This is a genomic window from Synechococcus sp. MIT S9508, from assembly GCF_047303045.1.
In the GTDB taxonomy this organism is placed as follows: Bacteria; Cyanobacteriota; Cyanobacteriia; order PCC-6307; family Cyanobiaceae; genus Synechococcus_C.
Genome location: NZ_CP138941.1, coordinates 656868 through 675702 on the forward strand (window position 1 = coordinate 656868; position 18835 = coordinate 675702).

The window sequence follows — 18835 nt, forward strand, 5'->3', positions numbered from 1 at the left end:
GAGTTCTCGCTGAGGGTCAGCCCTCCAGCAGGCTCCTGAGCATCCAGGCGGTTTTTTCGTGAATCTGCAGGCGTTGGGTCAGCAGGTCAGCGGTGGGTTCATCGCTCGCGGCCTCCGCTAGAGGAAAGATACTGCGAGCGGTTCTGGCTACGGCTTCATGGCCAGTCACCAGCTCCCGCACCATGTCGAGGGCAGCAGGTTGCTCGGTGACTTCCTTGATGGAGGCCAGTCCGGCAAGGGTCGAGCCGCCGTAAGGGGCCACCACGCCGAGAGCCCTGATTCGTTCGGCGATCTCGTCTAGGGAGTTCCACAGCTCGGTGTACTGGTCCATGAACATCAGATGCAGGGTGTTGAACATCGGACCGGTCACATTCCAGTGAAATCCATGCGTTTTTCCATACAGCACATAGGTATCAGCCAGTAAGCGACTCAGGCCTGCTGCGATCTCCTCGCGCTGTTCCTGAGCGATACCGATGTTGATCTGGGGCGCGCTGGCCATGGGAGTGGATGGGATAACGGTTACTTGGAGTTAGGAATCCAGGCCCAGGATGTAGTCCTTTACCTTGGATCGCCGCTGTGGTTGACGCAGCTTGAGCAAGGCGCGCGTCTCGATCTGGCGAACCCTTTCCCGAGACAGCGCCATCGCTTCACCGATTTCCGCCAGGGTGCGCGGGTGATCATCTTCGAGTCCGAAACGGCTGCGGATCACTTCCGCTTCCCTTGGTGTGAGCTCATCCAGCAAGTGCTCCAGGTCGTCATGGAGGGAGTCGCGGGTGAGGGTCTGCTCAGGCGTGGCACTGCCGTCTTCCAGCAGGTCTCCCAGCTGGGTGTCTTGGTCCTTGCCCACGCGGGTCTCCAGGGAGACGGAGCGAGGAACCCGCATCAGGGTCATGCGCACGGTTTCTTCGCTCAGCCCCAGTTCCCTGGCCAGATCACTCACCGACGCCAGTCGCCCCTTTTCGGTGGCAATCTCCTGCTGGACGCGTTTGATGCGGTTCAGTTTTTCGGTGACATGCACCGGTAGGCGGATTGTTCGACTCTGGGTGGCGATGGCCCGGGTGATTCCCTGTCGGATCCACCAGTAGGCGTAGGTGCTGAAGCGGAAGCCTCGGGTGGGGTCGAACTTCTCAACCGCCCGCTCAAGGCCCAGCGTGCCTTCCTGAACTAGATCCAGCAGCTCCATGCCCCGTTGTTGATACTTCTTGGCCACCGCCACCACAAGGCGCAGGTTGGCCTGAATCATGCGGTCGCGGGCCCTGCGGCCTTCACGAAGTCTGCGCTGCAGTTCCTTGGCCTCAAGGCCCACCTCGTCTGCCCAGAGGCTGTACCCCTCATTCAGCAGTCGATTGAGTTCCTCCAGGGGCAATTCAGCTGCCCGTGCCCATTCCTGACGTGTGGGCCAATGGCTCACCTGATTGGCTTCGCGCAGCTGCAGTTCCTCCAGATCCAGCAGGATCCTGATTGCAGCATGGCGATTACTGAGGTCCCGCTCCTGCAACAGCAGTTTCTCCCGCGCCTGGACCAGGCGAGAGAGAGTGACTTCTTCTTCGCTCGTGAGCAGGTCGACTCGACCGATGTCCTGCAGGTACAGGCGCAGCAGGTCGTTGCCACCGCTCCAGCGGATCGGGGCATGCCCCGTCGATCGCGCGTGTTTGGCCAAGAAACCCTGGATGGCTCACTGTCCTTCCAGGGTTGATGCTCTGAGGGTTCAGTGCTCCGAACCGCTGGTTTCTGTTCGGGTTCTAGTTCGCGGTCTCGTCGTTCTCTTCGACCCAGGTGCTGGCCACATGCAGCTCCTCAAGCTGCTTGTCGGCAACACCGCTGGGAGCGTTCGTCATCAGACAACGAGCTTGCTGAGTCTTGGGGAAGGCGATCGTGTCACGGATTGATTCCTCGCCGGCCAGCAACATCACCATCCTGTCGACGCCGAAGGCTAGGCCTCCGTGGGGCGGAGCCCCCACATCAAGAGCGTCCATCAGGAAGCCGAACTGCTCCTGGGCTTCCTCCAGTGGCAGACCCACGGTCTGCAGCACCTGTCGCTGTAGGGCCGAGTCATGGATGCGCAGCGAGCCACCACCGAGTTCGAGTCCGTTGAGTACGAGGTCGTAGGCCTGAGCGCGGGCTTGTGGCAGTGTCTTGCCCCACTCCGATGGGTCGTTGCCCAGATCTTCGCTGTTGGGAGCGCAGAAGGGGTGATGCAGAGCCTCAAAACGATTCTCATCGCTGTTGAACTCGAACATCGGGAAATCCACGACCCAGAGGAAGTTCCATTGGTCGTTGTCCCGGTCGGCTTGGACCATGCCCAGCTCCTTGGCCAGATACTGACGCACACGGTCGAGGGCTTTGTTCACCGTGGCGGTGTCACCGGCACCGAACAGCAGCAGCGTGCCTGGCTGGGCTCCGGTGCGACTCAGCAGCTCCTGCTTCTGTACCTCGCTGAGGTTGTCTTTAATCGCGCCGATGGTGTCGATCTCGCCTCCTTCGCGCACGCGGATGAAGGCCAGGCCACCGGCTCCAGCGGCCTGGGCCTCACTGAACACATCTCCACCGGGCTTGATGCGCACATTGGAAAGGACGTCGTTGCCGCCTGGCACCGCAATCACCTTCACCGAGCCGCCGGACTTCACCGCACCGCTGAACACCTTGAACCCCATGTCCTTGACGATGTCCGAAACGGTCACCAGCTCCATGCCGTAACGGGTGTCGGGCCTGTCTGTGCCATAGCGTTCCATGGCGTCTTGCCAGGTCATGCGCGGGAAGGGTCTCGGCAGCTCGATTCCTTTTACCGTCTTCCAGATGGTGCAGATCAGCGATTCATTCAGCTCCAGGATCTCTTCCTGGTCCATGAAGCTCATCTCGATGTCCAGCTGGGTGAATTCCGGCTGGCGATCGGCGCGCAGGTCTTCGTCGCGGAAGCAGCGGGCCACCTGGTAATAGCGCTCGATGCCGCCCACCATCAGCAGCTGTTTGAACAGCTGGGGCGACTGGGGCAGGGCGAACCAGTCGCCGCCACACACGCGGCTGGGCAGCACGTAATCACGGGCGCCTTCCGGTGTGGAGCGCGTCAGGACGGGAGTCTCCACCTCAATAAAGCTCTGCTCCTCTAGGAAGCGGCGCGCGGCCTGGATGGTCTGGGCGCGTAGGCGCAGGTTGTCGTTCATGCGCTTGCGGCGCAGATCCAGATAGCGGTGGCGCAGGCGCAGCTCCTCGCGTGTGTTCTCCTCGTCGTGCACCGAAACGGGGAAAGGGAGGTTTCCTTTCACGCTGTTCAAGACCTTGATACCGCTGGCCAGCACCTCCACAGCACCGGTCGCCAGCTTGTCGTTGAGAGATTCGGCAGGGCGGGCTCGCACCTTGCCATTCACCTGCAGCACGGTTTCGCTGCGTAGATGTTCGGCCACAGCAAAAGCCTCAGCGCCCAGGTCGGGGTCAACGGTGATTTGCACGGTGCCGCTGCGGTCGCGCAGGTCAATGAAAATCACACCGCCGTGGTCGCGGCGTCGATCCACCCAGCCGCAGAGCTGCACCTCCTTATCAATGTGCTGCTTGCGCAGGTCGCCGCAACCGTTGCTGCGCATGGGAACTATCAGCTGGTGACAGGCGAGTTTCCCATAGCTCGGGACCCTTTATCCACGTCGGTAGAAGGGCCGCTTCACCACTGTGGCCGGTTGCACCTGCCCTCGGATCTCCACGCCCAGTTCGCTGCCGACTTTGGCCAGTTCCTTGGGCACGAGGGCAAGGGCGATGGCTTCTTCCAGGGTGGGTGACCAGCTGCCGCTGGTGACCACCCCCACCTTTTCTCCGTTGTGCATCACTGGGTAGTCGTGCCGGGCAATGGCGCGTCCCTGCAGCTTCAGTCCCACCAGCCGCTGGGAGGCCCCCTGGGCGGCGACTTGCTCCAGGGCCTGTCGTCCAACGAAGTCTTGCGGCATTTCGAGGTGCACCAGCCAACCCAGGCCTGTCTCGAACGGGTTGGTGCTGGCGGTCATGTCCTGGCCATAAAGATGCATTGCGGCCTCCAAACGCAGGGTGTCTCGTGCTCCTAGACCGCAGGGCTCGACATCCAGTTCGAGCAGTTGCGCCCAGAGTTTGCGACCGTCTGTCCGGCTCAGCAGCAGTTCAGCACCGTCTTCTCCCGTGTAGCCGGTTCGGGCGCAGAACACCTGGTCGCTCAGCCCTTGCAGTTGCAGCAGGCGATGGCCAAAGCGGGGTAGCTCGTGCAGAGACTCTCCGCTGAGTGTCTCGAGTATTCCGATCGCCTTCGGACCCTGCAGGGCGAGTAGCACGCCATCCCGCTTTTCATCTTTAACACTGAGACCTCGCGGTTCCAGCTGCTGTTTCAGCCAGGCCGTGTCGCTGTTTGAGCAGGCGGCATTGATCACCACCAGCACGGTGCCGTCGCCGGATTCAGTTTCCCCCTGGTCGTAGACGATCAGGTCATCACGGATGCCGCCTTTGTCGTTCAGCAGCACGGTGTAGCAGGCCTGCCCCACTCCGATCCGGTGCAGGTCTGTTGGCACCAGAGTCTGGAGTGAGTCTTTGGGGTTACTGCCTTCGATTCGAAGCACGCCCATGTGGGAGATGTCGAACATCCCCACGCCTTCACGCACGGCTTTGTGCTCTGCGATGAGCCCTGAGAACTGAACTGGCATTTCCCAGCCAGCGAAAGGAACCATGCGGCCCTTGGCATCTCGGCAGAGGTCATGGAGAGGCGTGCGTTGCAGATCCATGACGGAGATCAGGCGTTCACAGCGGATCCTATGGATGATGTTCCGGTTTGCGTTGGAAGTGGAAGCAAAGCCGCAGATTGCGCCTCCAGCATCGACCGCTACTCAAAGCGTCCTTAGCTTGAATGACCCCGTTCAGAAAGCCTTCTGTCAAAGTCTTCCTGCCAGTCCTGTCAGCACTGCATCCCTGCACAGGGCGGTGGGGGTGGTGGATGGTGCAGGTTGCGCAATCTGACGGTTCACGTTGAGCTTGCACGCGTGATTTGGTGCCATCACTGGACGGCTCGTGCCCCGGTGCTTCCTGGCCTCGTGCCTCCTGACCAGCCTCTCGTTGGAGGCGACCGACAGTTGGATCTTGGATCTTCCGTGGATGGTCTTGGTCAGTCCGGAGAGCCAGCGCAGGTGTTGTGAACCAACGGGGTGTGTTGTTTCAATTACAACAACCCTTGAATCGGCCGTAACAATAAGGAGACTGATCGTGATTCGCGTTTCCCTTGTCGGTCCCCACCCCTATGCCGACCGCTGTTCAGCTGATTGCTGAGCATCGCAATGTTGAGCTATTGCTGCTGCCGACAGGGAGCATCCTGTTTGAGCGGGGTGAGTCGGTGAGTGCTCTTTACGCGATTGAGCGTGGACTGGTGGAGCTCACGACCGGTGGTCGTGACCGCCTCCGCTATGGCGACGGAGAGGTCTTCTTTTATGAAGACCTGGTGGTTGATGACGCACATCACAGCCGAACAGCGCGTGCGATCACCCCGGTGCACGTGCTTCGGTTGGATCGCAACAGCTTTTTAGAGCTGATTCACAGGCATCCCACACTCGTGCTCAGCCTGCTCAGTGGTCAGCACCGACGACTGCGGGAGCAGCGTCTTGGCGCTGCTCACTTTTACTGAGCCATCAGCAGCAGCAGGCTGCGGGTCACCTTGGCTGCCAAAACGCTGCTGATGCCACTTCGGTCCAGTTGAGGAGCCAGTTCAACAACATCGGCTCCGACAAGGTTGTGGTGGCGTAATTCGCTCACCAGTTCAGCGAAGTGTTGCCAGAGGAAGCCGCCTGGTTCGGGTGTCCCTGTGCCCGGCATCACGGCCGGGTCAAACCAGTCCAGGTCAACGGTGAGATAAAGAGGTTGGCCCCGCAAATTCCGCAGTCGGCAGACCATCTGATCGATGGGCACCAGGCGATTGCTGCTGCGCAGTTCGGAGAACTCTTCCCTAGTGCCGCTGCGAATCGCGATTTGCAGTAGCTCCCGGCTGGGAAGCACGTCTAGGCAGCGCCGCATGGCACACGCGTGGCTGTGGCGAGATCCCAGCCATTGATCGCGGAGATCCGCGTGAGCATCTAGCTGCACGAGCGCCAGAGCAGGATGCCGCTTGGCGACTGCGGCGACAGCTCCGGAGCTGATGGAGTGTTCTCCGCCCAGCATCAACGGCTTGAGCTGTAGGTCTTGGACATGGATCGTGGCGTTGTGAACGGCCTCCAGCACCGGTTCGGGAGCACCAAAGGGGATCTCGACCGCTCCGAGGTCGGCGTAGGCCATGGTTTCGAGGTCAAGGTCGAGCTGGGGGCAGTAGGTCTCAAGGCCTGTACTCACCTCCCGCACGGCTGCAGGTCCGAAACGGGTGCCTGGCCTGAACGATGTCGTGCCGTCATAGGGCACGCCGAACAGGCCCACCTTGCAGCCGTCTGGATCCCGGCTGGCGCCCATGTAGATCGCCCCTTCTCGATCAAACAGTGAGTGGCCCGAAATGTTCACGCCAAGAGCTCCCGTTCGATGAAGGCAGGCATCGCTTCAAAGGCACCGGATTGCCAGCGTGGGCTCCAGATCTCGCAGGCTGCGGCGATCCTGGCCGCCCGCTCTGGGTCGGGGTTTCGGTAGCGGGGGCCGTCCACCGCCGCGAACGTCCAGCTCCACCAGCCGCTGGGGTACATAGGCACCCAGCCGTAAAGAGGGTCGGCATGGCCGAAGACATCCTTCAGCAGGCGAACAGTCTCGATATGAACCTTCCGGAAGGCTTCCGGTGATTCGCTCTGGGTGGCGAAGACGCCTCCCGGCCTGAGGATGCGCCGGCAGTGCTCGAAGAAGCTGCGGTTGAACAACCCTTCGGCTGGACCTGCCGGATCGGAACCATCCACGATCACCACGTCGTAGCTGGCGTGTGTGGAGTCCGCGGCCCAGGCAATGCCATCGCCCACCGTGAGGTGAAAGCGGGGGTCCTGCCAGCAGCCTCCACCCAGCGAAGCCAGATGCTTCTGACTGAGTTCCACCACCCGGCCATCGATCTCCACCATGTCGAGATGTTGGACGCCTTGATGGCGAAGGCATTCGCGGGCGGTACCGCCGTCGCCACCGCCGATCACCAGGACCCGTTCAGTGGCTGCGGCAGCGCAAAGAGCTGGATGCACCAGTGATTCGTGGTAGTGCCGTTCCTGGTGCTCCGCCGTCATCCAGCAACCGTCCAGCAGTAGCCCTTTGCCGTAGCGCTCGCTCTCAATCACGGTGATGTGCTGAAAGTCGCTTTGCTCTTCCACCAGCACTCGTCCTGCGAGGCCATAACGAACCCCTTCATGGTGTTCATCGATCCAGCCGCCATTGGCCGCGGATGCCTTGTTCATGAAGGTTGTGGAGGATTCCTTCCTCCAGCTAAGAACAGCGTTGGTTCATCGTTGCCCCGCAACCGACCCAGACTGCCGAGATCCCTTTCAGTGCTCGCTGGAGTCGGAGCGTGATTCAGGATCTGCCGATTAATGACCGTTTGGTGATCCCAGCCGCTGAGTTGCAGTGGCGGTTCTCCAGGTCCTCGGGTCCGGGCGGGCAGGGAGTGAACACCACCGATTCGAGAGTGGAGCTGAGATTCGACCTGAAGAGTTCCAAGGTCCTGGGTCCGTTTCGGAAGGCCCGGTTACGACAGCAATTGGCATCGCGACTGGAGGGGAACTGTCTGAGGGTGGTTGCTGCTGAGGAGCGTTCCCAGTGGCAGAACCGTCAGAGGGCCATGGCGCGACTGGCGGACTTGCTGAGAGAAGGACTTAAGCCACCGCCGCCGAAGCGCAGGCCCACACGACCGGGGCGTTCTGCTGTTCAACGCAGGCTGGATGCCAAAGGCAAGCGCAGCGAACTCAAACGTCGCCGGCAAGGCCGGCCCTCACTGGATGATTAGAGATTGGCCCAGATGCATTCCTTGGTTAAAGTGTGATTAAGCAAGCTGTCTTGGAGGTGGATTGATGAATCAATCGCATGCTCACCATCCCTCAGCTGATCTGGTCAACCTGATGCGCCTTGAAGAAGGTGCCAGGAGTTGCACAACCCGTGAACAGGCCCGCGCATTGATCCGCGAAGCCGACCAGGTCAAGCGCAGCCTCTGGGGCAAAACGGAAGGCACGATCGCTGCACACGACTAATGCCGATCAGCTGATCAGTGTTCCTGATCCTGAGATTCGCTTCGGATCGCTTGCTTGGCCTGCTGCCACAGCTCCTCCAGTTTTTGGATGCTGTGGCCTTCCAGATCACCGTCCAGAGCTGCTTCCACCCGTGAGAAGCGATCCAGGAAGCGTTGATTGGTGCCTGCCAATCCTTCCTCCGGGCTGATCTCACACCAGCGGGCCACATTCACCAGGGTGAACAACACATCTCCAAGCTCCTCCTGTGCATGGGCTTTGTCGCCTGAGCAGATGGCGTCCTTGAGCTCCTCGAGTTCCTCATTCACCTTGCTCCAGACGCCGGCGATGTTCTCCCATTCGAATCCAGCCTTTGCGGCTTTTCTGGAGATGGTCATCGCCCCAGAGAGGGCCGGCTGTCCACGCACCTTGCTGGCCAGCTGATCGCTGAGGGGAGATGCAGAAACTGCAGCAGCTTTGGCCCCAGCTTTTTCCTGCGCCTTGATGGCTTCCCAGCTGATGCGAACAGCTGCGCTGTCGCGGGCTTCGGCGTCAGCAAAGACATGGGGATGGCGACGGATCAGTTTGTCGCTGATGCCCGCTGCCACAGCATTCAGATCGAAACGGTTGTCTTCCTCGGCGATGCGTGCATGCAGCATCACCTGCAGCAGCAGGTCGCCGAGCTCCTCCTTTAAGTGCTGGTCATCGCCATGACGGATTGCATCGGCCACCTCATGGGCTTCCTCCAGCACGTAGGGGGTGAGGGATTGGTGGGTCTGTTCCAGGTCCCAGGGGCAGCCTCCTGCGGGATCGCGTAACTGTGCCACCAAGTTCTCCAGCCGGCGCAGGGGGTCCTGGTGCTGGAACACGTCGGAGCCTGAGGCCATGGAAACCGCACACGCTTGTGGTCACCCTCTCACCGACGTCGACGCCTTCGCCAGGGTTTTGCGCACTCTGCAGGCAGTGGATCTCCATCAAGGATTAGATGCAGCCATACGCTGCTTTCCAGACCCAGCAGGATGCCGATCAAGGTCCGGGGATGTTGCCTGAATGTCATCACAAGGTGTGGCCATGCCTGGGACGGGGTTGGGATGGCAGGTGCAAGCAGGGATGCAGCGCTGATCCAGATCAGCAGCATCAGGGCTGACAGCCATGCCAATCGCAGTGCCATGCCAATTAGGGGGCCGTGGGATAAGAGAGATCGATGCGGAAGCAGGCGTCGATAGGGCCACCAGATCGCACCCAATACCCCCCAGCGCCTGAGTGCGGCGGATCGCACGTCAAGGTCTGGTGATAGCCAGAGGCCTCCCACGATGAAGGCCAGCGCCGTCAGGGCACCGTTGATCCATCCCAGCCACCATCCCGTCAGCAGGCCCATGGGCAGGCACCAGGCCAGGGTGGCCCGGTCATGGTCTCGGCCTGAGGCCACAGCAATTCGTGTTGAGCTGTTCCAGCGTGCCTCGATCAGGCAGAATCGGCTTCTAGGGCGATTAGCTCAGCGGTAGAGCACCTCCCTTACAAGGAGATTGTCACAGGTTCGATCCCCGTATCGCCCATTCCGAGCCATCACTTCAAAACGCAGCTCTAAAGCGGTAACAAGGCTTGCTGCTGAGAAGCGGCCTAGGCAGGAGCTAAGCCAAGTTCTGGCTGCTGGATTGCGTTCAAGGTGTTGTTCAGCTCGGCAACATCAAGGAGCCCTTCAGCGCTGAACCATGGAGAGTTTTCCCAGCTGAAGCCTTCGCCAAAGGTGTTGTCTGGAGCGACGACATACCAATGGCAGTCAACGTCTGGTAGGTCCACCGAGCACTGCGCCCAATCGGCTTGCCATTGCGGAACTTGCACCCACATGACAGCTGCAAGGACGACTGAAAACAGGCTTTGCAGCATCGCCATCTCGATCGAGGAGGCTGACCCTACTCGTGGGTGAACTCAGAACGATGTTCAGATCTTGAATGGCCTGATCCAGCCCCACAAAAAAACGCCCCTTTCTCAAGGGGGCGCGAAATGAGGATCCGTGTCATGGGTATTCAACTCGAGATTTCTGAGCTGTCCAGCCGGTCAGTGATGACCAACTATGACTCAAGTCCGACAGCGGACTGTTGGAGAAGGTCGAAACGGACAATCAGGACGCCCCGATCCGCAGCAGCCACGCTTGTTTCCGCTGATGTGCAGATGCGCTCTTCAGCCAGCAGGGTTTCAGCACCTTTCCCAACCGAATTCAGCTGAGGTCAGTTCAGTCACCGGGAGCCACGTCAGCATCCATGTGATTGCCATGATCGAGCCGCGGGGAAATGAAAGGCCCACGCACGTCTAGACAAACCCGGCGGCGTAATGCGGATTGCAGCGTCGGGTTAGTCAACGTTGCTCAGGCGTTGAATCCTGCTTGATCAACCAGATTTTGTCGCTTTCTCGTTGGTTGATGAAGGGATCGACCAGAGCATCTCGATCCGTTGTTTGCTTTCCTCTGCTGAATGCTGTGGTGACGTCTGCCATGTGGAGGCGGCTGAGCATCGTGTTGGGCTCTTCAGCCAACTGCTTCTGGACATTGGATCCATCGCGGTTCAAGCCACCATCTCGGAAATCTGTTCTTGTGTCTGTCAAGCAGGGGACACATGTCTCGCAATGCTCAGCTGCAGGGCCCCATCGCTTTTGGCGAAGTAATCAGGGCAGGCATGAGGCTGCTGCTTGCTGGAGTCGATCGAGCCTTTGCTCACGGGAGCCCCATAGTCCGATCAGCTTAGGCCGCCTCTTGTCTGGCATGACTGAGAAGCGTTCATCCCGATAGATCTGTTTAAAGATCGCATCGACTTCTGCTCGGTAAGGAAGATCGACGGGTCTGATGCCGTCATCCTCCATGTCCACTGGCCAGCGATCAGTCATGGTGACAAAGACTACTAAATCAAGCCTCTGAAGTGTCTCTCTGACTCTCGTTAACATTGCTTCCACAAATGCATTATCAATATCGGTTGTTTATTTATCGGCTGTGTATTGCGAGTAGGCGATGTAATCAATAGGTGCGCGATCGAAAATCACAAAGTCGTTGATTGATGCATAAAGATTCACGCGACTAGCGTTGTAATACATCTGGATGCCGTTGTGAAGACGGTTGCTTTCCTGACGGACTCGGATGTCATACATTTCGCCATCGAGGGCACGAAACGGCTCCTCTTCACGTGTGTATTCGGGATGCCGTTTGATCCAGTCCCAGACCAAGGTGCTTTTGCCGAGAGAGTGAGATCCGCTGATGGCGATGCGCATGTTGAGATCGGCGGTCGAGGCCCGTCATTCATTATGTTTCGACCTCAATGAATTGATCAGCCAGACATCGGTTGAGCGTCGATGTCTGGCTTGGATCACTGTTAAAGACCAATGGTGTGGAGTAAGCCTTCGCTACTGATCAATTCCGTTGCGATCGCAGCAATGAATCCGAGCATGGCTAGACGCCCGTTTAACTTCTCTGCCCGTGCGTGGAACCCCCAACCAGCGTCAGGTCCAGCAAGTTCCATTTGTGGTTCCTTGGGGTAGACGTTGTCGTGCCCCTCAAGATCGTGAGTCACCAGTCCGGTGGGTGCCTGGAGTGTGGTTGCTGTCATGGATGTCTCCGAGTGGGACCTGTTTGGTCTACGCCTGCTGTTGGCTGCGTGGGAGGCAGGACAGCCGCCCATGCAGGTTCGGTTTCAGGACCTTTTCAGACGGGTCCCACGGGAGCACATTCATCGATTGGTTGTCCCAAGTGCGGGACACGGACCTCCGCCTACTTAGGCAAGTTTTCAACCGCACGGTGCATGAAACGTTTCACCAGCGGCATGGGCCAACCTTCGCGCTGCAGTGACTCAGCAATGTGATCAATCTGGAGGGCAATTTCCTCTGCGACTAGATCCTCCAGCAGGGATTCGGAATGGTCAGTGCTGCTTGTCATGGGGATGGATGGCATCCATTTGCTTTAGCCCTGGTTCAGACAGGCCCGCAAATGCTTCAGCAATTCAGGAAACAATTGCGCATTTGCTTGCCCAGGTGATTTGGGTTGGCCAGAACTAAACCATCCGCGCAGTCTTGATGGCACCGAGCTCTCCCCAGCGGCATCCCGACGACATCACCCACCATCTGGTGCGAGCTTTTGGGGTTCTGGTCGGGGTCAGCGTTGTGGCTGTGGTGGTCTGGCTTGTCACTGCTTCGCAAGCCAACAGCTCCAGACTGCCGCTGGACAATGCGCTGGATCGTGTTGACTCCCCCGAAAGGACTCTGATTCGAGTACCCCACTAACTCGCCAGGTCTGGACCTGTGGAGAGTCACTGGAGAGTCATGGTTTCTGTGGAGAGTCACATCTCCGAGTCTCTAGTGAACTGGCGGTGAACAGCGTCGCCAGCCTGTCTTCAGCATCGTCTCCCAAGCTTCCATGGCGTTGTGTCTGAGCATGCGTCGTCGTGACTGGGGCTCGGGCGGATGCGGTGGTACCCATCCATAAGTTCTCACGGAGACCCACTGCTCCTCGGCCGATGGCGTGTCGGGTTTGAACTGCACCAGCAGCTTTTGTTCACCGTTCACCAACCACCCCTCTCCTCCTGACTTCACTGGGGGTTCTGGGGTGGTTCGATTGCGGTTTGGCATGTTCAGCAGTTTGATCACACCCTGATCAGAAGGATCACCAGGCCCAATGCTGGCTTGATCCGTTGTTGGTGTGATTCAGCTCTTTGGACTGCATCTGTTGCAGAGCCCGAAGAATTCCAGCGTGTGAAAGATCAGCTTGAAGTTGTCCGTTTTCGGAGCCTGCACGTTCATTTCATGAATCGGGCACTGCTCGAGTGTCTGCGTCGTGCCGCAGCTCACACAGGTGAGATGGTGCTGATCACGATCGACCGGTGCGTAGAGCGCTTCGCCTGTCGGCAGATGCCGGCAGCGCACCTTGCCCTGTTGATGGAGTTTGCGCAGATTGCGATAAACGGTTGCAAGCCCCATGGCGCCCGGTTGCCCTTCCAGGGAGCGATGCAGCTGCTGGCCGGTCATTTCGGACTGACTCTTTTGCAGTTCCTCCAGCAGCAATTGCTGCCTTTGCGTGCCTGTGGATCCTTGCTGCTCCATGCTGAAATCTGACCTCATGCCGCTGCGCCTCTGCTCTGGATCAGTTCGGCACTGATTGCCCAAAGGCGCGATCTCTGTTCTTGGCTGCGAGCGGCGCGAGCCACGGGCTGCTGTTTTGGAGCACCTCGCAGTCCTCCAAACTGACTGGGGCCGTAATGCTCTCCACCTTTTGCTGAGGGGGATGTTGCCGCCAGTAGCTGCGGTAGTGCCCCCTGTACTGCGCTCTGAAACATGGGATCCATCAATCGGTAAGCCAGGGCTTCCTGCCAGGCGCCACTGGATGCCACCGAGAGCGGTTGAAGATTCGTCCGCGCCAGGCCTGGATGGGCCGCCAGCGATCTCACGCTGCTTCCAGATTGCTCGAGACGCTGATTGAGTTCCAGTGCAAACATCACATTGGCCAACTTGCTCTGGCTGTAAGCCTTCCAGCGGTCGTAGCACTTTTCACCGCTCAGGTCATCCCAATCGATCGCTCCGAAATATTGCGCTCCCGAGGTGACAGTGACGACTCGAGCGTGCTCACGGCCCTCCATCAGAGGCAGTAAGGCCTGCGTCAGAGCGAAGTGGCCAAGGTGATTCACCGCGAACTGCATTTCATGCCCCTGCTGACTCAGCAGCCGTGGAGGTGCCATCAATCCCGCGTTGTTGATCAAAAGATCCAACCGCTCGTAGCGCGACCGAACCTCTTGGCAACAGGCATCGACACTGTCGAGATCAGCGAGATCCAGGTCGAGCAGGTCCACGCCTGAGGACCCCAGCTCTAACAGTTCCGCGCGGGCCGCCTCTCCTTTGCGGCGGCTGCGACAGGCCATCAGCACAGTCGCTCCCGACCGGAGCAAGGCCCGCGTGGTTTGGAGGCCGAGGCCGCTGTTGGCACCTGTGACGAGGGCGATCCGTCCTCGCAAGTCAGGCATGTCGTCGATGGTCCAGCCCATGCGGCGAAGTCAGCGCCGGATCAGTCTCGCGGGTTCGCTCAGTCTTCGGGGAAGAGCAGGTCAGCAAGCTCGTCGGCATCCACGTCATAGACGCGCGCCAGCGAAGTTTCGATCGCGCTGGTCACCTCGCCAGGCAGGAAGCGCATGGCATTGAGAGCGTCTTCAGCTATCTCGTCGGTGAGCAGGACGTCCTCGGAATTCAGTTTTTCGTCGTTGATGATGGCCATCACCCAGCTCTGATAGGCATAAACCAGATCCGAGAACTCGAGTTCGGGATCATTGAGATCCAGGGTCATGGTCAGGCGTAGACGCGCAACACCAGTCTGACCCCCGGGGGAGAGGATGTCTTCAAGTGAGGGTCAGCATGAGCCGTCCGGATCCCGAACAGTTGCAGGGCACGCTTGTGGACTTCGCTCTGCTGGAACTGATTCGCCAGCACCGCGAGAGCTTTCAGCCGCTCTGGACCGTTGATAGCTGGGCCAAGTTGATGATCTGGCTTTCGCTCAATTGCGGTTTGTCCGGAGAACGCGATGCCCTGGAGCACTTCGCCGCTGCCCTTGGTGAACGCATTACCTCGCGGTTGCGTCGAACTTTCTTTGAGCGAGAGCTGGCGGATCTGGAACTTCAGGTGCTGGCTGATCCGGCTGAAAAGCAGGTTTTGCTGTTGTCGCAGGCTCCCCAGGACCCTGCCGTGCTCAGGCCTGATCGACTCTCAGCAGCTCTGGACAGGGTGGGACTGACCGACCGGGTTGTTGCGGAACGCAGTCGTTGGCAACAGCTGGAGGCCGTGGTGGCGATTCCCTGGAAGGGCTGATGTCTGAGAACAACGGCACCAGCCTGATCGGTCGCTACGGCAATGCCGGCTATGAAGCCGTCGCGGATGCGGTGATGGCATTTTTTGATCGACGCACTGACTTGCACCGACCGGGTGTTGCCTTCGGTCCTGCCGGAGATCAGCAGCCGTCGAAGCTGAGCACCGATATCAGCCTGGTGGCCATCGATCGAGAGGATCCGGAGTCCTGTGCCCTCTCAGAGGTGATTGTCCGGGGCGTTCGTGCGGGGTTGGATCGCTATTTGCAGGAACGCCCCCTGTTCCGTGAAGTCTGCCCTGACCAGTCTCTGTTCGTGTTGCCGATTTTCAATCTGCAGCGCTACGCGCCCGGTGAGGGATTTCGTCAGTGGCACTGCGACTGGACCATCAGCGATGAGGCGACGGAACCTGTTCATCGCGTTCTGGCTTGGATCCTCTACTGCGACACCGTGGCTCAGGCCGGTACGGAGTTTCACTGGCAGCAGCATCACGAGGAGGCGGTGCGCGGAAAACTGGTGATCTTTCCTGCTGGCCCCAGTCACATTCACCGCGGCAGGGTGACGCAGAAGCACAGCAAAACCATTGCCACAGGTTGGATCAACGCAGGGACACAGGAGGGTTATCTCCAGCGCTTGGCTCGCTCCTGAACGCTGGGATCTCACGCACGGTGTTGACCTGCTGTGGGAAAGGAATTTCAATCCCGTCCCGTTTGAACGCTGTCCAAATCGCCTGATTCACCTCACTCACAATGCCGATGTTGTTCATGGGGTCGGAGATCCAATAGCGCAGTGAATATTCGATGGCGGAGTCGCCGTAGTGCACCTGCAGCGCTCTCGGCGCTGGATGATTCAGCACTCTTGGCACGCTCAGAGCTTTCTGCTCCAGGAGCTTCAGCACCAGCTGGGGGTCATGGCGATAGGCGGCACCAACACGGATCTCAATGCGCCGCATCCGGTCGGTGGCGGTGTAACTGGTGGGCTTGCGCGGTGAAAAACATCTGGTTGGGAATCAGCAGTTCCGCGTTGTCTCGATCTCGCCAGAGCAGGGTGGCGCGCAGGCCCAGCTTGTTGTTGTCGCGGTCTTAGTTTTTTGGACAGCTCTTTTGCGAGCATGGATCGCTGTTGTTGATCGCGTCCCGTGTCCGAGCTGGCCAAGACCTATGACCCGGTGGGCACCGAGGCCCGCTGGCAGAAGGCCTGGGAGGACCAAGGTGCTTTTAATCCCGACCCCAAGGCGCCTGGGGATCCGTTTTCGGTGGTGATCCCCCCTCCGAACGTGACTGGCAGCCTGCACATGGGCCACGCCTTCAATACGGCCTTGATCGACACGATCGTGCGCTACCAGCGCTTGGCGGGAAAAAACGTGCTCTGCCTCCCCGGCACGGATCATGCTTCGATCGCGGTGCAGACGATCCTGGAGAAGCAGCTCAAGGAGGAGGGCAAGACCCGTCATGGTCTCGGCCGTGATGCGTTTCTGGAGCGGGCCTGGAAGTGGAAGGCCGAAAGCGGTGGCCGCATCGTCGATCAGCTGCGCAGGCTCGGCTATTCGGTGGATTGGGGTCGGCAGCGTTTCACCCTGGATGAGGGCCTCAGCGAAGCCGTCAAAGAAGCCTTTGTTCGTCTGCATGAGCAGGGTCTGATCTATCGGGGCGAGTATCTGGTGAATTGGTGCCCTGCCTCCGGTTCGGCTGTGAGTGATCTGGAGGTGGAGATGAAGGAGGTGGATGGTCACCTCTGGCATTTCCGTTATCCGCTCAGCAGTGGCGAGGGCCATCTGGAAGTGGCCACCACCCGACCCGAAACCATGCTTGGCGACACGGCCGTGGCGGTGAATCCCAGCGACGAGCGCTACGCCCATCTCGTGGGTCAGACCCTCACACTCCCCTTTGTGGGTCGTGAGATTCCGATCGTGGCTGATGACCACGTGGAGAAGGAGTTCGGTACTGGTTGCGTCAAGGTGACGCCTGCCCATGACCCCAATGATTTCGCCATAGGCCAGCGCCACGGTCTGCCCCAGATCACGGTGATGCGCAAGAACGGCACCATGAACAAAGAGGCCGGTGAGTTTGAGGGGCTGGATCGCTTTGAGGCGCGCAAAGCGGTGGTGGCTGGTCTCGAAGACCTTGGTCTGCTGGTGAAGGTGGAGGACTATCGCCACAGTGTTCCCCACTCCGATCGTGGCAAGGTCCCTGTGGAGCCTCTCTTGTCCACGCAGTGGTTCGTCAAGACCGAGCCGTTGGCAGCTCGTTGTCGTGAAGCGCTGGAGAAGCAGGATCCACGCTTCATTCCCGAGCGCTGGGAAAAGGTCTATCGCGACTGGCTCACCGACATCCGTGACTGGTGCATCAGCCGTCAGTTGTGGTGGGGACATCGCATTCCGGCCTGGTTCGTGATCAGCGAGACCGGTGGCAAGTACACCGACACCACGCCTTATGTGGTGGCACGCAACGACGCGGAAGCTCTGGAGAAGGCCAAGGAAACGTTCGGTTCAGCCGCCGTGATTGAGCAGGACGAGGATGTTCTCGACACCTGGTTCTCCAGCGGCCTCTGGCCCTTTTCCACGTTGGGTTGGCCTGACGCCAACAGTGCCGATCTGCAGCGCTGGTACCCCACCAGCACCCTGGTTACAGGCTTCGACATCATCTTCTTCTGGGTGGCCCGGATGACGATGATGGCTTGCGCCTTCACGGGCGAGATGCCGTTCAAGGACGTCTATATCCACGGCCTGGTGAGGGACGAGCAGAACCGCAAGATGAGCAAGAGCGCCGGCAACGGCATCGATCCGCTGCTGTTGATTGAGCGTTACGGCACCGATGCTCTGCGTTTCGCGTTGGTGAGGGAAGTTGCTGGCGCCGGTCAGGACATCCGCCTGGATTACGACCGCAAAACAGACACCTCTGCCACTGTTGAAGCCTCACGCAATTTCGCCAACAAGCTTTGGAACGCCACCCGTTTCGCGTTGATGAATCTCGATGGCGCGACTCCGGCTCAACTGGGAGATGCTGATCCTGCTGCTCTGCAGTTGGCGGATCGTTGGATCCTGTCACGCCTGGCCCGGGTGAATCGCGAAACAGCAGACCGCTATAGCCGTTACGGCCTGGGGGAAGCGGCCAAGGGGTTGTATGAGTTTGCTTGGAACGACGTTTGCGACTGGTATCTGGAGCTGAGCAAGCGCAGGCTGAATCCAGGGGACAACGCCAGCGCTGAGGCACTCGCTGACCAGCGCACTGCCCGGCAGGTGCTGGCCAAGGTGATCAGTCAGATGCACCTGATGCTGAATCCGCTGATGCCCCATCTCACGGAGGAGTTGTGGCACAGCGTTACCGCAGAGCCTGAGACTAAGTTTTTGGCACTTCAGGCCTGGCCGGCCGTCGATCAGGCAGCGCTGGATGACGATCTTGAGGCCTCATTTGCCGAGTTGATCGCCGCCATCCGCGTGGTGCGCAATCTACGCGCGGTGGCGGGCCTGAAGCCATCCCAGACCGTTCCGGTGCGTTTCGTGAGTGGCCGCGGCGATCTTGTTGAGGTGCTGCAGCAGGGGATGGCCGACATCACGGCGCTCACCAGAGCTGAAACGGTTCAGGTGATGACGCCGTCTGAGGCGGATGCAGCACCAGTGACCAAGGCTTTGGCTGGTGTCAGCGGTGAGCTTCAGGTGCTGCTTCCGATTGAAGGCTTGGTGGATCTCGATGCCTTGAAGGTTCGTCTGGAGAAGGACATCGCCAAGGCCGAGAAGGAGATCAAAGGTCTCTCCGGTCGACTGGCTAATCCCAATTTCGCTGACAAGGCACCGGCTGCGGTGGTGGCGGAATGCAAGGTCAACTTGGCTGAGGCTGAGTCACAGGCTGATCTGGCCCGCAGGCGTCTGGAGGATCTCAGCTGAGTCGCCTGTGCCGCTCAGATCCCTAG

At 59.6% G+C, this 18835-nt stretch carries 27 protein-coding genes and 1 tRNA gene; 9 read left to right on the forward strand and 19 right to left on the reverse strand.

Features of this window, described 5'->3' with window-relative positions; genetic code table 11:
• Window positions 1-16 precede the first annotated feature (16 nt).
• The 4 genes from SIB42_RS03320 to gcvT all read right to left on the reverse strand — a co-directional run bounded on the left by SIB42_RS03320 (window position 17) and on the right by gcvT (window position 4730).
• Window positions 17-499 (reverse strand): Dps family protein, encoded by a 483-nt coding sequence (locus SIB42_RS03320; protein ID WP_067093620.1) that lies wholly within the window; start codon window positions 497-499, stop codon window positions 17-19.
• 30 nt (window positions 500-529) lie between these two features.
• The gene (locus SIB42_RS03325; RefSeq protein ID WP_067093622.1) at window positions 530-1660 is read right to left on the reverse strand and encodes an RNA polymerase sigma factor, RpoD/SigA family; all 1131 of its coding nucleotides are present in this window, start codon (window positions 1658-1660) and stop codon (window positions 530-532) included.
• Window positions 1661-1742: 82 nt separating this feature from the next.
• Window positions 1743-3578, reverse strand: a complete 1836-nt coding sequence (gene aspS / locus SIB42_RS03330; protein WP_067093624.1) for an aspartate--tRNA ligase — start codon at window positions 3576-3578, stop codon at window positions 1743-1745.
• 48 nt (window positions 3579-3626) lie between these two features.
• Window positions 3627-4730, reverse strand: coding sequence for a glycine cleavage system aminomethyltransferase GcvT (gcvT, locus tag SIB42_RS03335; RefSeq protein WP_067093626.1), 1104 nt, complete (start codon window positions 4728-4730; stop codon window positions 3627-3629).
• Between the two features lie 219 nt (window positions 4731-4949).
• Between gcvT and SIB42_RS03340 the strand changes: the two genes are divergently transcribed.
• Window positions 4950-5138: a hypothetical protein gene (locus tag SIB42_RS03340; protein WP_231856363.1), complete on the forward strand. Its 189-nt coding sequence runs from the start codon at window positions 4950-4952 to the stop codon at window positions 5136-5138.
• An 83-nt stretch (window positions 5139-5221) separates the two neighbouring features.
• Window positions 5222-5620 carry a cyclic nucleotide-binding domain-containing protein gene (locus tag SIB42_RS03345; RefSeq protein ID WP_231856364.1) on the forward strand — a complete coding sequence of 133 codons (399 nt, stop codon included), beginning with the start codon at window positions 5222-5224 and terminating at the stop codon, window positions 5618-5620.
• On the opposite strand, the gene speB is transcribed toward SIB42_RS03345, so the two are convergent.
• The gene (gene speB, locus SIB42_RS03350; protein ID WP_082825013.1) at window positions 5614-6432 is read right to left on the reverse strand and encodes an agmatinase; all 819 of its coding nucleotides are present in this window, start codon (window positions 6430-6432) and stop codon (window positions 5614-5616) included. The two genes, SIB42_RS03345 and speB, sit on opposite strands and share 7 nt — an antisense overlap.
• 44 nt (window positions 6433-6476) lie before the next feature.
• Window positions 6477-7340, reverse strand: coding sequence for a polyamine aminopropyltransferase (gene speE, locus SIB42_RS03355; RefSeq protein WP_067093642.1), 864 nt, complete (start codon window positions 7338-7340; stop codon window positions 6477-6479).
• Window positions 7341-7450: 110 nt separating this feature from the next.
• Here speE and arfB point away from each other — a divergent pair, with 110 nt between their 5' ends.
• Entirely contained in the window at window positions 7451-7885 is a 435-nt protein-coding gene (arfB, locus tag SIB42_RS03360) for an alternative ribosome rescue aminoacyl-tRNA hydrolase ArfB (RefSeq protein WP_067093645.1), read from the forward strand.
• Between the two features lie 64 nt (window positions 7886-7949).
• A complete protein-coding gene (locus SIB42_RS03365) occupies window positions 7950-8126 on the forward strand; it encodes a hypothetical protein (protein WP_197459862.1) in 177 nt (58 codons plus the stop codon).
• A gap of 14 nt (window positions 8127-8140) precedes the next feature.
• Here SIB42_RS03365 and mazG read toward each other — a convergent pair whose 3' ends face one another.
• Together mazG and SIB42_RS03375 are read right to left on the reverse strand one after the other, a co-directional pair.
• Window positions 8141-8989 (reverse strand): nucleoside triphosphate pyrophosphohydrolase, encoded by an 849-nt coding sequence (mazG, locus tag SIB42_RS03370; protein WP_067093648.1) that lies wholly within the window; start codon window positions 8987-8989, stop codon window positions 8141-8143.
• A gap of 29 nt (window positions 8990-9018) precedes the next feature.
• On the reverse strand, window positions 9019-9531 hold the full coding sequence (locus SIB42_RS03375; protein WP_067093651.1) for a metal-binding protein: 513 nt from the start codon (window positions 9529-9531) through the stop codon (window positions 9019-9021).
• A 55-nt stretch (window positions 9532-9586) separates the two neighbouring features.
• On the opposite strand from SIB42_RS03375, the gene SIB42_RS03380 reads away from it, so the two are divergent.
• Window positions 9587-9658, forward strand: a tRNA-Val gene (locus tag SIB42_RS03380).
• Between the two features lie 64 nt (window positions 9659-9722).
• Here SIB42_RS03380 and SIB42_RS03385 read toward each other — a convergent pair.
• The 6 genes from SIB42_RS03385 to SIB42_RS03410 form a co-directional block, all read right to left on the reverse strand.
• Entirely contained in the window at window positions 9723-9989 is a 267-nt protein-coding gene (locus tag SIB42_RS03385) for a hypothetical protein (RefSeq protein WP_067093857.1), read from the reverse strand.
• Between the two features lie 468 nt (window positions 9990-10457).
• A complete protein-coding gene (locus SIB42_RS03390) occupies window positions 10458-10703 on the reverse strand; it encodes a hypothetical protein (protein WP_067093656.1) in 246 nt (81 codons plus the stop codon).
• 60 nt (window positions 10704-10763) lie between these two features.
• Window positions 10764-10982, reverse strand: coding sequence for a hypothetical protein (locus SIB42_RS03395; protein WP_231856365.1), 219 nt, complete (start codon window positions 10980-10982; stop codon window positions 10764-10766).
• Window positions 10983-11072: 90 nt separating this feature from the next.
• Window positions 11073-11360: an AAA family ATPase gene (locus SIB42_RS03400; RefSeq protein ID WP_231856366.1), complete on the reverse strand. Its 288-nt coding sequence runs from the start codon at window positions 11358-11360 to the stop codon at window positions 11073-11075.
• Window positions 11361-11461: 101 nt separating this feature from the next.
• Window positions 11462-11695 carry a chlorophyll a/b-binding protein gene (locus tag SIB42_RS03405; RefSeq protein ID WP_067093659.1) on the reverse strand — a complete coding sequence of 78 codons (234 nt, stop codon included), beginning with the start codon at window positions 11693-11695 and terminating at the stop codon, window positions 11462-11464.
• 161 nt (window positions 11696-11856) lie between these two features.
• Window positions 11857-12036 carry a hypothetical protein gene (locus SIB42_RS03410; RefSeq protein WP_413328390.1) on the reverse strand — a complete coding sequence of 60 codons (180 nt, stop codon included), beginning with the start codon at window positions 12034-12036 and terminating at the stop codon, window positions 11857-11859.
• Window positions 12037-12158: 122 nt separating this feature from the next.
• Here SIB42_RS03410 and SIB42_RS03415 point away from each other — a divergent pair, with 122 nt between their 5' ends.
• Window positions 12159-12365 (forward strand): hypothetical protein, encoded by a 207-nt coding sequence (locus tag SIB42_RS03415; protein WP_067093663.1) that lies wholly within the window; start codon window positions 12159-12161, stop codon window positions 12363-12365.
• A 72-nt stretch (window positions 12366-12437) separates the two neighbouring features.
• Here the strand turns inward: SIB42_RS03415 and SIB42_RS03420 are convergent, their stop codons facing one another.
• The 4 genes from SIB42_RS03420 to SIB42_RS03435 form a co-directional block, all read right to left on the reverse strand.
• Window positions 12438-12710: a DUF1651 domain-containing protein gene (locus SIB42_RS03420; RefSeq protein ID WP_067093860.1), complete on the reverse strand. Its 273-nt coding sequence runs from the start codon at window positions 12708-12710 to the stop codon at window positions 12438-12440.
• A gap of 75 nt (window positions 12711-12785) precedes the next feature.
• Window positions 12786-13199 carry a transcriptional repressor gene (locus SIB42_RS03425; RefSeq protein WP_231856367.1) on the reverse strand — a complete coding sequence of 138 codons (414 nt, stop codon included), beginning with the start codon at window positions 13197-13199 and terminating at the stop codon, window positions 12786-12788.
• Complete coding sequence (locus SIB42_RS03430; RefSeq protein WP_067093667.1) at window positions 13196-14116, reverse strand: oxidoreductase; 921 nt, start codon at window positions 14114-14116, stop codon at window positions 13196-13198. The genes SIB42_RS03425 and SIB42_RS03430 overlap by 4 nt, the downstream gene beginning before the upstream one ends.
• Window positions 14117-14154: 38 nt before the next feature.
• Window positions 14155-14412: a hypothetical protein gene (locus SIB42_RS03435; protein WP_067093670.1), complete on the reverse strand. Its 258-nt coding sequence runs from the start codon at window positions 14410-14412 to the stop codon at window positions 14155-14157.
• 68 nt (window positions 14413-14480) lie between these two features.
• On the opposite strand from SIB42_RS03435, the gene SIB42_RS03440 reads away from it, so the two are divergent.
• On the forward strand, window positions 14481-14930 hold the full coding sequence (locus tag SIB42_RS03440) for a protein phosphatase (RefSeq protein ID WP_067093674.1): 450 nt from the start codon (window positions 14481-14483) through the stop codon (window positions 14928-14930).
• Window positions 14930-15574, forward strand: coding sequence for a 2OG-Fe(II) oxygenase (locus tag SIB42_RS03445; protein WP_067093678.1), 645 nt, complete (start codon window positions 14930-14932; stop codon window positions 15572-15574). Before SIB42_RS03440 ends, SIB42_RS03445 begins: the two co-directional genes overlap by 1 nt.
• Here SIB42_RS03445 and SIB42_RS03450 read toward each other — a convergent pair.
• Complete coding sequence (locus SIB42_RS03450; protein WP_231856368.1) at window positions 15525-15878, reverse strand: mechanosensitive ion channel family protein; 354 nt, start codon at window positions 15876-15878, stop codon at window positions 15525-15527. The genes SIB42_RS03445 and SIB42_RS03450 overlap by 50 nt on opposite strands.
• Window positions 15879-16064: 186 nt before the next feature.
• Between SIB42_RS03450 and SIB42_RS03455 the strand changes: the two genes are divergently transcribed.
• Window positions 16065-18809, forward strand: coding sequence for a valine--tRNA ligase (locus SIB42_RS03455; protein ID WP_067093682.1), 2745 nt, complete (start codon window positions 16065-16067; stop codon window positions 18807-18809).
• Window positions 18810-18835: the final 26 nt, after the last annotated feature.

Bases quoted from the DNA above. Each gene is read 5' to 3' on its own strand.
- SIB42_RS03365 (WP_197459862.1), top strand. From the start codon at position 7,950: ATGAATCAATCGCATGCTCACCATCCCTCAGCTGATCTGGTCAACCTG.
- SIB42_RS03435 (WP_067093670.1), bottom strand. From the start codon at position 14,412: ATGACCCTGGATCTCAATGATCCCGAACTCGAGTTCTCGGATCTGGTT.
- SIB42_RS03415 (WP_067093663.1), top strand. From the start codon at position 12,159: ATGGCACCGAGCTCTCCCCAGCGGCATCCCGACGACATCACCCACCAT.
- SIB42_RS03320 (WP_067093620.1), bottom strand. From the start codon at position 499: ATGGCCAGCGCGCCCCAGATCAACATCGGTATCGCTCAGGAACAGCGC.
- SIB42_RS03385 (WP_067093857.1), bottom strand. From the start codon at position 9,989: ATGCTGCAAAGCCTGTTTTCAGTCGTCCTTGCAGCTGTCATGTGGGTG.
- SIB42_RS03395 (WP_231856365.1), bottom strand. From the start codon at position 10,982: ATGACTGATCGCTGGCCAGTGGACATGGAGGATGACGGCATCAGACCC.
- aspS (WP_067093624.1), bottom strand. From the start codon at position 3,578: ATGCGCAGCAACGGTTGCGGCGACCTGCGCAAGCAGCACATTGATAAG.
- SIB42_RS03445 (WP_067093678.1), top strand. From the start codon at position 14,930: ATGTCTGAGAACAACGGCACCAGCCTGATCGGTCGCTACGGCAATGCC.
- SIB42_RS03400 (WP_231856366.1), bottom strand. From the start codon at position 11,360: ATGCGCATCGCCATCAGCGGATCTCACTCTCTCGGCAAAAGCACCTTG.
- SIB42_RS03405 (WP_067093659.1), bottom strand. From the start codon at position 11,695: ATGACAGCAACCACACTCCAGGCACCCACCGGACTGGTGACTCACGAT.
- speB (WP_082825013.1), bottom strand. From the start codon at position 6,432: ATGGGCGCCAGCCGGGATCCAGACGGCTGCAAGGTGGGCCTGTTCGGC.
- speE (WP_067093642.1), bottom strand. From the start codon at position 7,340: ATGAACAAGGCATCCGCGGCCAATGGCGGCTGGATCGATGAACACCAT.
- SIB42_RS03420 (WP_067093860.1), bottom strand. From the start codon at position 12,710: ATGCCAAACCGCAATCGAACCACCCCAGAACCCCCAGTGAAGTCAGGA.
- mazG (WP_067093648.1), bottom strand. From the start codon at position 8,989: ATGGCCTCAGGCTCCGACGTGTTCCAGCACCAGGACCCCCTGCGCCGG.
- SIB42_RS03430 (WP_067093667.1), bottom strand. From the start codon at position 14,116: ATGGGCTGGACCATCGACGACATGCCTGACTTGCGAGGACGGATCGCC.
- SIB42_RS03440 (WP_067093674.1), top strand. From the start codon at position 14,481: ATGAGCCGTCCGGATCCCGAACAGTTGCAGGGCACGCTTGTGGACTTC.
- SIB42_RS03410 (WP_413328390.1), bottom strand. From the start codon at position 12,036: ATGCCATCCATCCCCATGACAAGCAGCACTGACCATTCCGAATCCCTG.
- SIB42_RS03425 (WP_231856367.1), bottom strand. From the start codon at position 13,199: ATGAGGTCAGATTTCAGCATGGAGCAGCAAGGATCCACAGGCACGCAA.
- gcvT (WP_067093626.1), bottom strand. From the start codon at position 4,730: ATGGATCTGCAACGCACGCCTCTCCATGACCTCTGCCGAGATGCCAAG.
- SIB42_RS03450 (WP_231856368.1), bottom strand. From the start codon at position 15,878: ATGCGGCGCATTGAGATCCGTGTTGGTGCCGCCTATCGCCATGACCCC.